General features: G+C 40.9%; 7 protein-coding genes and 1 tRNA gene. 7 read left to right on the top strand and 1 reads right to left on the bottom strand.

Annotated features, from left to right (window positions below; genetic code table 11):
* Positions 1-50: 50 nt before the first annotated feature.
* The 7 genes from SNE25_RS03910 (at position 51) to SNE25_RS03940 (ending at position 10,646) form a co-directional block, all read left to right on the top strand.
* Complete coding sequence (locus SNE25_RS03910; RefSeq protein WP_321563781.1) at positions 51-2,846, top strand: TonB-dependent receptor; 2,796 nt, start codon at positions 51-53, stop codon at positions 2,844-2,846.
* A 4-nt stretch (positions 2,847-2,850) separates the two neighbouring features.
* Positions 2,851-4,023, top strand: coding sequence for a DUF4249 domain-containing protein (locus SNE25_RS03915; RefSeq protein WP_321563782.1), 1,173 nt, complete (start codon positions 2,851-2,853; stop codon positions 4,021-4,023).
* Positions 4,024-4,027: 4 nt separating this feature from the next.
* Complete coding sequence (locus SNE25_RS03920; RefSeq protein WP_321563783.1) at positions 4,028-5,206, top strand: DUF4249 domain-containing protein; 1,179 nt, start codon at positions 4,028-4,030, stop codon at positions 5,204-5,206.
* 23 nt (positions 5,207-5,229) lie between these two features.
* Positions 5,230-7,617, top strand: coding sequence for a hypothetical protein (locus tag SNE25_RS03925; RefSeq protein WP_321563784.1), 2,388 nt, complete (start codon positions 5,230-5,232; stop codon positions 7,615-7,617).
* A gap of 197 nt (positions 7,618-7,814) precedes the next feature.
* Positions 7,815-7,888, top strand: a tRNA-Asp gene (locus SNE25_RS03930).
* Positions 7,889-8,385: 497 nt separating this feature from the next.
* A complete protein-coding gene (locus tag SNE25_RS03935) occupies positions 8,386-9,657 on the top strand; it encodes a site-specific integrase (protein ID WP_321563785.1) in 1,272 nt (423 codons plus the stop codon).
* Positions 9,654-10,646, top strand: coding sequence for a PDDEXK nuclease domain-containing protein (locus tag SNE25_RS03940; protein WP_321563786.1), 993 nt, complete (start codon positions 9,654-9,656; stop codon positions 10,644-10,646). Before SNE25_RS03935 ends, SNE25_RS03940 begins: the two co-directional genes overlap by 4 nt.
* A gap of 94 nt (positions 10,647-10,740) precedes the next feature.
* On the opposite strand, the gene SNE25_RS03945 is transcribed toward SNE25_RS03940, so the two are convergent.
* Positions 10,741-14,403 carry an SIR2 family NAD-dependent protein deacylase gene (locus SNE25_RS03945; RefSeq protein ID WP_321563787.1) on the bottom strand — a complete coding sequence of 1,221 codons (3,663 nt, stop codon included), beginning with the start codon at positions 14,401-14,403 and terminating at the stop codon, positions 10,741-10,743.
* Between the last annotated feature and the right edge of the window lie 431 nt (positions 14,404-14,834).

Genomic DNA, 14,834 nt, shown 5'->3' on the forward strand with positions numbered 1-14,834 from the left:
GAGATAATATATTTTGCCTGACCTAAATACAGAGAAAATAAAAATTGCTGATGAAAAAAATTTACTTTCTGAGTTTCTGTTTTTTGATGTTATTTAAGTGGGGTTATGCTCAGCAAAATACCGCCATATCAATAAGTGTAAACTTTCAACAAGCGGGTATAGACCAATTTGTAACAGAACTCGAAGCAAAAACAGGCTATCACTTTTATTATAACCCTGCCCAGTTTGACAGTTTAAAAGTTACTGTTCAGGTAAATAATAAGCCAATTGAAACTGTATTGACTGCTGCTTTTAAAAACACAGATTTTCACTACGCCATTTCTAACAGGTTCATATTCCTTACCCGGGGGCGCGAAATACAGCCTAAATTAGCTGCTGGTTTTTTCGGAAATAAACCCCAGGCTAATCCTCAAACTAATCAACCCGTAAGTCAGACTGTAACTACTAATACTCCTGTTGCCGATTTTACCGATGAAAAAGAAAAGAAGGTTCCGGAAGCAACTACCGAAAATAAATTATATGAAATAGGTATAAAAACAAATACCATTGAGCCAGGCAGGGCCACACTCTCTGGTTATGTACGTGATGGCAAATCTGGTGAATCAGTTGTAGGCGCCAGTATTTATGTTACCAACACCAAAACAGGAGTAGCTACAGATCAGTTTGGATATTTTACCATAACGCTGCCAAAGGGCAGGCAAATTTTAAGTATAAGAGGTATTGGCATGCGCGATACCCGCAGGCAAATTGTTCTCTATTCGGATGGTAAGCTCAATATTGAAATGCAGGAGCAGGTAACCAGTCTTAAAGAGGTGAAGATATCGGCTGAAAAAGTTGCCAATGTTCGTAATGTGCAGTTAGGCGTAAACCGTCTTGATATTAAAAGTATTAAACAAGTACCCACCGTATTTGGCGAGGCCGATGTGCTTCGGGTAGTGTTAACGCTGCCTGGTGTACAATCGGTAGGTGAGGCTACAACCGGGTTTAACGTTCGCGGTGGTGCCGCCGATCAAAATTTGATATTGCTGAATGATGCTACCATTTATAACCCCTCGCATTTCTTTGGGTTTTTCTCTTCCTTTAATCCGGATATCGTAAAAGAAATAGAGCTATATAAAAGCAGTATCCCCGAAAAATTTGGAGGCCGTGTATCCTCAGTGCTGGATATAACTAATCGCGAGGGTAATAAAAAGAAATTTACAGGTTCGGCCGGGATTGGTTTAATTACCAGCCGCCTTAATGTGGAGGGGCCAATTATTAAGGATAAAACATCGTTTATATTTGGTGGCCGCGTTACTTACTCTGATTGGCTGCTCAAACTGCTGCCCGAAGCTTACAAACACAGCCAGGCTTCATTTTATGATTTTAATCTTGATATAAGCCATCAAATTGATGAGAAAAACAATATTTACCTTACCGGTTACATAAGCAAGGATAAATTTAAACTAAACAGCGATACTGCGTATAGTTATAGTAACCGTAATCTCAATATTAAATGGAAGCATAATTTTAACGATAAGCTGTTTAGCCTCATCACTACCGGCATTGATCATTATCAATATGATATTGCCAGTTTTGATAACCCGGTTAATGCTTACAGACTTAATTTTGATATAAACCAAACCAATTTAAAAGCTGATTTTACTTATTATCTTAACCGTAAGAATACTGTTAATTTTGGCGTAAGCTCTATTTATTACAAATTGCATCCCGGCAACCTGCAGCCGAATAATGTTCAATCGTTGGTGGTGCCAGATGTTGTTCCGGCGCAGCAGGCCTTGGAAAGCGGTGCTTACATAGGCGATAAATACGATATTACCGATGATCTGTCTTTGAGCGTTGGTGTGCGGTATTCACTGTATAATTACCTGGGGCCTCAAACTGTTTATAATTATGCTCCCAATCTGCCCAAAACAAGTTCCAACTTTCTTGATAGTACCACCTATTCAAAGAATAAAGTAATTAAAACCTATTCTGGTCCCGAATTCAGGCTTTCGGCCCGTTATAATTTGGGAGATAATACCTCCATAAAGGGCGGATACAATACCTTAAGGCAATACATCCACCTGTTATCGAACACCACAGCCATAGCGCCTACCGATGTATGGCAATTAAGCGACCCCAATATTAAACCCCAGTATGGCGATCAGGTATCGTTAGGGATATATCATAATTTACAATCAAATACCATTGAAACTTCTGTTGAGGTTTATTATAAAAGATTAAGAGATTATCTGGATTACCGCAGTGGCGCCAACCTTGTGCTCAATCATCACATTGAAAATGATGTGCTGGGAACCGAAGGTAAAGCCTATGGTATAGAGTTTTTGGTTAAAAAAGCCACGGGTAAAGCAAACGGATGGATAAGCTATACCTATTCGCGCACGTTTTTAAAACAGGATGATATTAACGCCGGCGAACTGATCAATGGAGGCGCATACTATCCGGCTAATTTTGATAAGCCGCATGATTTTAATTTTATAGGTAATTACAGGTTTTCGCACAGGTTCAGCGTATCTTTGAATGTTACTTATAGCACAGGTCGTCCAATTACCCTGCCTATAGCCAAGTACTATTATGGCGGGTCTGAGCGGGTTTATTATTCAGATAGGAATGCTTATCGCATACCTGATTATTTCAGGTCCGATTTTTCGATGAATATTGAGGGTAATCATAAGGTACACCAGCTAACCCATAACTCGTTTACTATAGGCGTTTATAACCTTACCGGGCGCCAAAATGCCTATTCAACATATTTCACGCAGCAAGGTGGCGTAATAAACGGCTTTAAGCTATCCATATTTGCTAAACCCATACCATTTATTAATTACAATATCAGGTTTTAAAGCAATGAACAGGGAGTTGACTTATATATATTGTTTACTTGCGCTTGCTTTAGCTACGGGGTGCAAAAAGCCATACAATCCTCCTGTGATTAGCTCTGACAATCATTATCTTGTTGTAGAGGGAGTAATAAACAGCGGTAACGACTCAACCTTTGTTAGCCTGAGCAGAACGGTAAAAATAGCAGAAGATGTGCGATCGCAGCCTGTAATCAATAGCGCTGTTGCTATTGAGGGTGAACAAGGTGGTGCTATGTATGATTTGCAACCCCTGGGTGATGGCCGGTATTTTATAGGCCCTATGCACCTTGATGCTACAAAAAAATATCGGCTGCACATTAAAACATCTGACAATAAGGAGTATGCTTCAGATTATGTAGAGGTAAAGGAAAATCCACCTATTGACAGTATTGGTTTTACGCTAAAGAACAATACCCTGCAGATATATGTAAATACACATAATGCGGCAAACAATACGCGCTATTATCGTTGGGATTATGCAGAAACCTGGAGGTTCCATACCAAGTTTCAGTCAGATTATATAGTTGATCCGGTAACCAAACAGGTAAGAGGGCGTCGGCCCGATGAAGAGGTGTATTATTGTTTTGCAGATGATAAATCGAGCAATATCATTATCGGTTCATCGGCAAAGCTTGCGCAGGATGTAATATATCAAGGGCCAATAACAACTATTCCGCGGGATGCAGAAAAGATATCTGTAAGGTATAGTATCCTCCTCAAGCAGTACGCCCTTACTAAGGAGGGCTACCAGTTCTGGGAAAACATGAAGAAAAATACCGAGCAGCTGGGTAGTATATTCGATGCCCAGCCTACGCAACTGCAGGGTAATATCCATTGCATAAGCAACCCTGCCGAACCCGTTATAGGTTATGTAAGTGTCACCAATACGCAGTCGAAAAGGATCTTTATTGATAATTCGCAGATACCCGACGATTGGCTTGTTAAATATCCTTATGACTGCGGTATACCCGATTCAGCACGCTATTTTAATCCAAAATCGGGCATAGCAGAGGTAGACGCATTTATTGTTCGAGGAGGCGCAATTGCTTTGGAAAAAATGTATATACAAGGAGCTGACGTAGGTTATACTTTCTCTACAGAGTTTTGTTCAGTTTGCACCATAAGAGGCAGGGTTCAACAGCCGGCATTTTGGAAATAATAGAATGATAAAAGATAATTATATATGTTATTTGATATTCCTGTTAGTTATGGCTACAGGGTGCAGGAAACCGTATAACCCGCCTGTGGTTAGTTCAGACAATCATTACCTGGTTGTTGAGGGTGTAATTAATAGCGGTAATGATTCTACCTTTGTTAGCTTAAGTAAAACGGTTAAAATTTCTGAAGATGTAAAAACTCAGCCTGTAACCGACTGCGCTGTCGCTGTTGAAAGTGATCAGGGAGGAGCTACCTATGATTTGCAATCGCTTGGCGATGGAAAGTATTTTACGGGCCCCATGCATCTTGATGTAACTAAAAAGTACCGCTTACATATTACAACTTCAGATCGTAAAGAATACGCGTCAGATTATGTAGCCGTAACACCAACTCCTCCGATTGACAGCATTGGTTTCGTGCTCAAAAATAATACGGTGCAGGTGTACGTAAATACACATGATCCGGCTGATAAAACAAGATATTACCGTTGGGATTATGCAGAAACCTGGAGATTTCATGCCAGGTTCAATTCTGATTTTTTAGTTGACCATGTTGCTAAGGAAGTAAGGGGCCGGCGTACGGGTGAAGAGGTATATTACTGTTTTGCAGATGACAGGTCAAGCAATATTATTATTGGCTCATCGGCCAAGCTTGCACAGGATGTAATATTTCAGGGACCTATAACAGCCATTCCGCGTGATGCAGAAAAGCTGGAATTAAGGTACAGCATACTGCTTAAACAATATGCATTAACCAAAGACGGCTATCAGTTCTGGGAAAATATGCGAAAAAACACCGAGCAGTTAGGTAGCATATTTGATGCCCAGCCAACACAATTGAAAGGCAATATCCATAATATAAATAATTCGGCCGAACCGGTTATTGGCTTTATAACCGTTACCAATACACAGTCGAAAAGAATATACATAGATAATTCACAACTACCTGATGACTGGATTGCTAAATACCCTTATGATTGTGGTATGCCCGATTCTGCACGTTACCTTAACCCTAAGTCAGGTGTAGCAGAGGTAAACGCTTATATTATTAACGGAGGTGGAATCCCCCTAGCAAAAATATTTGTGGAGGGAATCGCAATAGGATATACTTATTCTTCAGAGGTTTGTTCAGTTTGCACCATAAGGGGCAGGACTCAAAGGCCAGCATTTTGGAAAGATAAATAATACTAAACAACCAGGTATAGGTTATGAGAAAACTTAGGGGAACTGTTAAAATTACAGCTTTATTAACACTGATTTTACTACAGTTGCATACAAACTGTATGGCACAGGCCATAAATCAGATATCAAAAAGTTTTGCTCAGTATCAGCAGGGAGTTGTGCAGGAAAAAATATTTGTCCATACAGATAAGAGCGCTTATTTACCTGGTGAAATATTGTGGTTTAAGATATACGATGTAGACGCCAGTCATCATAAACCGCTTGATTTAAGCAAAGTTGTATATGTAGACGTGCTCGATAACAATAATAATGCTGTGCTGCAGGCAAAAATTGCCATGAAAAATGGTATAGGCAGTGGTTCATTGTATATTCCGGTATCATTAAGTAATGGTAATTATAAGTTTCGGGCATATACCAACTGGATGAAGAATTTTAGTCCCGATTATTATTTTGAAAAAAATATCTTAATTGTTAATCCGCTAAAATCACCCGATGCGCCGTTGAAAGAAACGGTTGTGAGTTATGATGTGCAATTTTTTCCGGAGGGAGGAAATTTGGTGGCGGGTATTATGAGTAAAGTTGCTTTTAAGGTTACGGCGTCTGATGGCAAAGGGTTATCAGTATATACAGGAGCTGTTATCGATCAGCACAATGATACTGTAGCTCATTTTCGGCCACTAAAATTTGGGATGGGGAACTTTATATTTACGCCAGTTGCAAATAACACTTACAAAGCAATTATCAAAACTGGTTTCAGTAATCCGGTTACCAAAGATTTGCCAATTGTAAACAGTTCGGGTTATGTAATGCAGCTAAAGGATAATGGTATGCAATTACAGATTTTGGTAAGCACTACAGGCATTGCTGAGGGTGAAGTATATCTTTTTGCGCACACCCGGCAAGTGATTAAAGTAGCGGAAAGCACAAACCTTAATTCAGGCACCGCCAGTTTTGTGATTGATAAAACAAAGCTTGGTGATGGCATATCGCAGATAACCATTTTTAATAGCGCTAAGAAACCTGTTTGTGAACGGCTTTATTTTAAGAGACCCAAGCAGCAACTGGTTATTGGAGCTGTTGCCGATCAGTCCCAATACGCACCGCGCAAAAAGGTAAGCTTAAATATCTCTGCTCAAAATATATCCGGTAATTCATCGCCCGTCAATTTATCTTTATCCGTTTACCGGATCGATTCGTTGCAGCATCCAGATGCAGACAATATTACGAATTACCTTTGGCTGAGGTCAGATCTGCGTGGAAATATTGAATCGCCCGACTATTATTTTAAGAACATTAATCCCGAAACCGAAGAAGCTATTGACAACCTGATGCTTTCGCAGGGATGGAGAAGATTTCAGTGGAACAATGTGCTGAACAACACCGCCCCTGTATTTAACTTTTTACCGGAGTATAATGACCACTTAATATCGGCGAGGATTGTAAATACGGCTACTGGAGCCCCCGCGAGAGACATAGTGGCATATTTGAGCGTTCCGGGAAAAAGAGTTCAGCTGTACGCCTCAAAAAGTGATTCTCTGGGAAGGCTGATATTTAACACCAAGCAATTATTTGGTCCGGGTGAAATAATTGCCCAAACAAATTCAGAACGGGATACTGCTTTTCGTATAGATGTTTTAAGTCCATTTTCTGAACAGTACACAAAATCTCCTGTGACCAAATTTAATTTAACTCCGGGTACACAAAAAGCTATAGAAGAACATAGCATAGCCATGCAAGCGCAAAATGTGTATACAGGTAATCAGTTAAAGCAATTTTATGATCCGGGAGTTGATAGCTCAGGATTTTATGGAAAACCATATAAAACCTACCTTTTAGATAATTACACCCGTTTTACCACTATGGAAGAGGTATTACGTGAATATATAAGAGAGGTTAACGTTGTAAGGTCGCAGAAGAGATATCATATAAAAATACTGAACGATAATGGTTTTTTAGACGGCGATCCCCTGGTTATGCTTGATGATGTGCCGGTATTTAATATAGATAAAGTAATAGCTATTGATCCGTTGAAAGTAAGAAAGCTTGAGGTAATGCGTGAAAGATATTTTTATGGTCCGTCAGTACATGAGGGAATACTAAGTTATACCACCTATAAAGGTGACTTGGGCGGGGTTGAAGTAGATCCGCATGCGGTTGTGCTTGATTACGAAGGCTTGCAACTACAACGTGAATTTTACTCGCCGGTTTATGATACCGATTTAGCTTCGAAAAGTAGATTGCCCGATTTTAGGAACCTGTTGTATTGGCAACCCAATATTAGCATCAGTCCGAACGGGAAAACCCAGGTATCATTTTACACGTCAGACCAAACTGGCGAATACATCGGCTTAGTGCAGGGAATAACCACAAATGGTGAGGCCGGAAGCCAATATTTTAACCTCAGCGTGAAATAAAAAAAAATAAATCAAGAAAAATAAAATGGATGCGGAAATATATTTTTTTGCCGGTTTTTCCTGATATAGAGGAGATTGTATTTGTATAAAATAGCTATCCTATAATTTAAAAGAAGGATAAAATTATAAGCAATAACTTTTTTTCAAAAATCACTTGCGTAATATAAAAAGCTGCGTATATTTGCAGACCCAAAAACGGAGTGGTAGTTCAGCTGGTTAGAATACATGCCTGTCACGCATGGGGTCGCGGGTTCGAGTCCCGTCCATTCCGCTAAAAGAGCCGCAAGGCTACGCAAAACGCTTAAATCATCTGGTTTAAGCGTTTTTTTTTACCTCAAAATTGCGCAAAACGCCTCAGTATTTATGACTCAGCCGGTGACCTATTCGGTTCATTGGTATAAAATTCTACCTTGTCGCCAATCAACACAATATGCTGATATTCAATGTGTTTAATCATAAATCAGAGCGCAAAATGCCTTAAATTTTATGATATAAATGGATATCAGGAGGCAATTGTATTTGGTGATTCATTCCGTTTCTCAGGGTTACGGTTCCGATTGATCCGAGGGTTCGAGTCCCGGACGAAAAAGGCTCATTTTGGGTGTTTTGCGTTATAATCGGTGACTAACCCAATCGGTCGGATTTTGGTCACCGAATTTCTTGTTAATGAGTTGATTTTAAATTACTTGTAGCCTAAATTTTTGCCTCAAAAAGGCTCAAACGGACGCAGTAATTAATCTTATTAGGTAACTTAAAATTATTGGTGACATGAAAAGCTCACAAAAGTTCTCAGTTTTAATCTGGACTGACAAAAGAAAAACAGATGCAAAAGGTAAAGTTCCATTATACGCGAGGATCACGTACCTGGGTAAACGCGCAGAAATTTCCATCGGCAGAAAAGTAGACCCTAAAGACTGGGATGCCCAGTCCTGCTATGTAAAGGGATCCGGTCAGCAAATTAAAGACCTTAACCAACGATTGATCGAGGTTACTAATGAACTTCAATCCATCTTTTATGAACTCCAACGATCTGAGGATTTCGTTACAGCCGAAAAGATTAAACAAAAGTTTACCGGTGAGGGTGAAGTTCACCGGATGCTATTAGAAATATTTGATGAGCACAATGCGGGAGTTGAGGCCTTATTAAAGGAAGGCAAAGACTATGTGAAAGCTACGTTGACCAAATACAAAACGGTACGAAGCAAAACAGCAGATTACATAAAGCATAAATACAAGAAAGATGACCTGTTCCTTGAAAATATCGATTATGCATTTGTATCGGGTTTAGAGATATACTTAAAGACGGAGCATAAGATTGAACATAACACCGTCATGAGGTATATTAAAAACCTTAAGAAGGTTATTAACCTGGCCGTCAATCATAACTGGATGAGCCATAATCCATTCAATCTTTTCAAGTGCACTTATAAAAAGGTAAACCGGGTTGTGCTTGAATGGGAGGAGTTGATTGCACTTGCCGAACATAATTTTAAAATGCCAAGGTTAGCCGAAGTGCGGGACACTTTTCTATTTTGTTGTTATACTGGTTATGCTTTTGTTGATGTAGAAAAACTGACGCCGCAACATGTGGTTACGAGGACTGATGATGTAAAGTGGATCATAACAACGCGTACCAAATCTGATATTGAGTCGAACGTTCCACTAATCCCTCAGGCCCTGGATATTATTGAACGCTATAGCGACCATTCCGCCAGAATTGTTGAGAACCGATTGTTACCTGTTAAAAGCAATCAAAAAATGAATGCTTATCTCAAAGAAATAGCTGATCTCGCTGGGATAGATAAACTACTTACTACCCACATTGCACGGCATACTTTCGCCACCACAGTAACCCTGGAAAATGATGTGCCGCTGGAGACAGTTAGCAAAATGCTTGGACACACTAAATTTTCGACAACGCAGATTTATGCAAAGATGAAAGACAAAAAGGTGAATCGGGATATGGACGCGTTGAAAAACCGGTTGCAATTCATGGGTAAAAAGCAGGAAGCAAATATAGAGGAGGAACGAGCTGTATGACATTAACGCAATCTATCGTGGTCGATATTCAAGCGATTATCAGCACGGCACGGGAAAAAGCTGCTCGTTCAGTTGACAGAGAGCGAGTAATAATGTATTGGCATATTGGTAATAGAATTTTTGAGGAGGAACAGCATGGACGTGATCGTGCAGCGTATGGAACACGTCTTATCAAATATCTTTCTGAACAATTGCAGCCTCAATTTGGACGAGGATTCTCTTCGCGAAATTTGAACCTCTTCCGGCAATTTTACAGAAGCTACCCAATTGTGCAGGCACTGCCTGCACAATTGAGTTGGACGCATTATTCAATCTTGTTAGGCATTGAAAACGAAGGAAAAAGAGCATTCTATGAAAAGGAAACCGTAAAAAATAACTGGACCTCAAGGCAGGTGGAAAGGCAAATAAGTAGTCATTTGTACGAAAGATTGTTATTAAGTACGGATAAAGGGAGTCTACAAGAAGCCGCAAACATTGACGATTCTCCAAAGGAGCCTAAAGACATCATTAAAGACCCTTTGATTCTGGAGTTTCTTGGATTGAAGCCGGAAGCGTCATATTACGAGAAGGACCTGGAATCTGCATTAATCACACATCTGCAAGAATTCATGTTGGAATTAGGTAATGGCTTTTCCTTTGTCGCCCGTCAAAAGCGAATCCATTTGGATGGTGATGATTTCTATGTAGACCTGGTGTTTTATAACCGGCTCCTCCAATGTTTTGTAATCATTGAACTAAAGACTCATAAAATCACTCATCAGGATCTAGGTCAACTGCAGATGTATGTGAATTATTATGACCGGATTGAAAGACTTCGCCATGAAACACCTACGGTCGGAATTTTACTATGCCTCGAAAAGAACGATACTGTGGTCAAGTTTACCTTGCCTGAGAATAGTAATGTATTTGCTTCGAAATATCAACTTTACCTACCGACAGCTGAACAACTGACGAAAGAAATACAAAATGAGGTAAATAAGCGTAAATAGAGGTTAATCATTAAGATTTCTAATATAAATCCACCGTTTTCTAATTGTGCCCGCACTGCGGGCACAATTAGAAAATATCACAATATTCGCATGTTTATAAGGTTTGTTCACCTTCCCATTCGATAATTATTTCATCAAATTCTTCCTTCCTTACCATCGCCTCTTTCCAGTTTACCAAAGCGGCCGGTAACTCTAGGTTAGAACTGTTGTAAAATTGAAATAGTCTACCCGCCAGCCGTGTCGCCCGCTTCCTAAAAACGAGCAGTTCATCCACTGTAAATTTTTCTTTTTTTCGTGTCTCTGTAAGCAAGTGCCCGAGGCCAAACAAAAGGTCCTCATGATGGTTAGGCGTTAACTCATCGGGACAATTTGAAAGCATCATACCAATGGTGTGCAGCGCATTAACTAGGATAGGATAATTTCGCCATTTGATCTGATGAACAACTAAGCTAACTAACGCTTCAAACCGCCCTTCCAGCTCATGCCGTATATCTTGCCTGACCGTGAGGTCGATGATCATGTTATAGGCGTCCGTAGCAATACCTGGATCGTTAATAGCCAAGCTATTTTCGATTTCCTGAACAACTTCTTTGGCGTATTCCGGAAAGAGCTTCAAGAAAGACAATTTAAGATTATTTATGGGCAACCCATGACAAGCCATTTCCTTGACCAGACGTTTGACCGTTTCGCCAATCTCGACCTTTTTCTCCCAAAAACTATTTAACGCCAGAACCTCACCTAAGATTCTTCTGAGATGATGAAACCTTGACCGAAATTCTTGCGGGACGTTGCCAATCGCGCTTGGCGTTTCCTTTTCCAGTAAATATTTTTTATCTCCATCCCACCAAATGACAAGTTTGCAAAAGATTTGGTATGCCTCGTCTTCCGTCCAGGTAATGCCTTTATCAAAATGTAAGCGTTTTGATCCGTTGAACAAATCTGACAGGGTTTGATTCTCACCTTGCGTAAAACCGATACCCTGCTTGTTTTCCCGACTTTGCAAATTAGGTTCATAGGCCAGGATATAGCGCTTAAACAGCCCTACGGGATTGCTACCAACTGGAGACGGGATATTTATAAATGAGAAAAAAAGATATTCGGTTTTTGCGGGTAGGCCGTTTTCATTGGTGATCGCCCACAAGGATTTGGCCAAAGCCGATATTTGCCGCGAATTAAGCAGGTCGACCGAGTAAAGGTTGATCAGCCGGTGGAAAGCATTGGTGCGCCTGCCGTCATCCAAAAGCGACAGCTTTAATAATTCATCTATGAGTTCTTTAGCAGGACAGTATCTACTTTCCGAAGCAGGTTTTTTCCTTAGCTTAAGGAAACTGAAAGGTTCAGGGTATTCCGGATGTCCGTCGTTCGTTGCCGCCGTCACCGGAAAGCGGAGCAGCAATTCAATCATTCCGAATTGCTCCCGTTTGCTCGTTGCGTCAAACAGTTGCCGCCAAAGTTCCGGTATTGCGCCATGGTGCCAGCGCGCATCGGAACGGTAAATCGCTAACAGGAACTCTGCAATAAATAACTTGTTTTCATATGAGCTTTTTACAATCAGTCGGGACAAAATCAGCGGGATTGCATACCGTTTTTTCTGCGTTTCATTATTATCGGTCGGTTGCGCTATTATCTTGTGGCCTAAATCGAGGAAATACCTGATCAGGCGGTTGCATTCCGTACGCGGAAGTTCGGCAACGAAATTCCTGGTAAGCAATTCTTTTGCACTTTTCTCCTGTCCTGAACGCATGATAAGGCCAAAAGCCCACGATCTAGATGATTGACCGATGCGTAGGATCGCTTCTTTCAAGGCTTTGTCGCCATAAGTCGTTGCGCCCAGTTTGGGTGGGATACCGGTGTCTTCCAGGTAACGCACAAACTGGTAGGCCGCCAGTAAATCTTTGTTGGTGCCGCCTAAACGATGGACCGTGGTGGTCTTCCCGAGACGAAACATTTGTAGGCGTTCCGGTTGCTCAAAATCGCGAGCGGGGTGTTCAAGCATTAGCTCAAAGGTTTCCAATTCCTGCCATGGATCACAGTTGAATAATTTCAACTTATTTTGTCTGTCAACAAAATCTTTGCTGTCTGCCTCCATTCGCAAGTTACCCCTAGCGAAGGAAACGCTCCGGGTGACATAACGAAGCAACTGCATCAGGTATGCTTCCTGTGAAACCCAGGTGAAATCTGTCAGATTGTCTACGCTCGGCGTACGCTTGCGGACATTGAACAGGGCGTTTTCAAGGATCGGTGCGGCATCACTTGGCTGTCCGGTTTCTGCCAGTAACATGGCCCTTTTGGCTTCCCAATAAGGTAGACCGGAATTGGCGGGCCATTCGGAAAGACATTTCTTAACAAGGTCGTAGTCTAATGAGTAAAGGAAAAAAAGGCATTTTTCGTACCAGATGTTGGCTGCCCTTTCTCCTTCCAGAAATGGCAGGAAATTTTCTAGGGTCGCAGCACATGCCTGCCACTGGTCGGTATTGCTTTCTTCGCGATAATATCTCCAGACATTTAGGCAGACCGCCAGCCATTGGTCTTCGACTTCACCACCTCGTCGGTTCAATATATTGTTTGTAACCTGGCTTTCATACTTTTGAAGCACAGCTTCATAATTCGGAAGATCACTATCCTGTATCGGGCAAAGGCATCGCTCCATCCGCCAGTTATATTCATAAATTAATTGAAGGTCATCTGGAGATTTAATTGATAAAAGGTCTAAGTCGCTTAATCTGAAATTTCCGGTAAACGCCCACAGATCTTTTCTCTGTTGAAGTGGAGCAATCAGCCAGTTCGGGTAATTTCGGCGAAGAGCGCCCCAATGTTGTATTATGTCTTGGACCTTTTGTGGCAGGTCACGTGACGTGTAGTGAATTGCTTTGTCCGGCCAGTTTAGCGGTCGTTCATTATCTCTGTAGTGCGTTAAGTAATTAAAAAAAATTTGTAGGGTCTCCTGGTGACTAAGCTGGCTACCTTCTTCATTCAGTTTAACAACGATGATGTTCCTACTTTGTAGAAGCCGTCGTTGAGCATCAGTTAAGCTGGATGAACCGACGAGGTAAATTTTGGGCGCATTGTTTACTCCCAAATTGTCATTGATCCAACTAATCCAGTTTAAGAAATTAGGGTCATCGGAAGAAAAACCCAATAAACAAAACGTATTTTCTAATAGTGACTGTTGTACGGTGTTTACAAAAGGGGCGAAATCCCGGGGGTATTTCCGGTAATCTTCTTCGCTGACAATGAAAGGACGTTCAGAGGGCATGCTGCCATGCAGTTTAACAATTCGCGGCTGTTCAGCAAATATCAATTCATTTTTATCAACGACCAAGTCATATTTATAGGCATAAACGTTTTGACTTGCCCTTTCCAGTAGGGTGTCGTAGTTCGTCGTGAAAATATCGTTCCATGGCAGATTCAAGAGGTTGATATGCAAATCCGATGGGCTATGATCAAGATCGGGCAGACTGTCAAGAACAAGTTTATCCAATGCGGGACGTCCAAAGGCAGCTTGAACCTCGTCGGCTAGCTTCAATATGTTTAGATAGGTTTCACTAGCTCCGGGTCTTCTGCCGTGTAGTTTTTCATACAAAAGGTCGCCGAGCCCTGACCAGGTGGGAAAATCATGCTTGGTATGATCGTTCTTAACCGCATTCCTGCTGAATCCTGAGCCAATCATGACAGCGGCATGTTTCGACCATAAACGGTCTGCAATTTCTTTTAGGTATGGCCGAGCATCTGATGGGAAATCGTTTAAAGTGATCATTATAAGGTCCGGTAATAAATGCAATTTAAATAATTCGCGGAGATTTTTTTGGATATATCGATTGCAACGCGATTTTTAACGATTTGTCTTTACTTGATAAATCAGGGAATGTGAGCCTTGAGGATTTTTCGAAGACCAACTTTGACGTAAATCATTCGGGATCTCAATGTCAAAAAAATGCTAGACAGCGACATTAAACTAAATAAACCGTGAAGATTAATCTGTCCGGAATTACAGATTCAACGGTCAGCCTTACCTCAGCGTTCGCAGAATTTAATTTTCTGTAAATTCTCTATGGCTTAGTGCGTTACATCGTATGAACTACGGTCAGGAAATGCGCCTAAGTTCATCACAGGTCTACATCAAAATAATGAATTTGAGCGTAAGCACTTACAGGATATTATAGATTTTCCGCATTGAATTGATTTTAA

The organism is Mucilaginibacter sabulilitoris, from assembly GCF_034262375.1.
GTDB lineage: Bacteria > Bacteroidota > Bacteroidia > Sphingobacteriales > Sphingobacteriaceae > Mucilaginibacter > Mucilaginibacter sabulilitoris.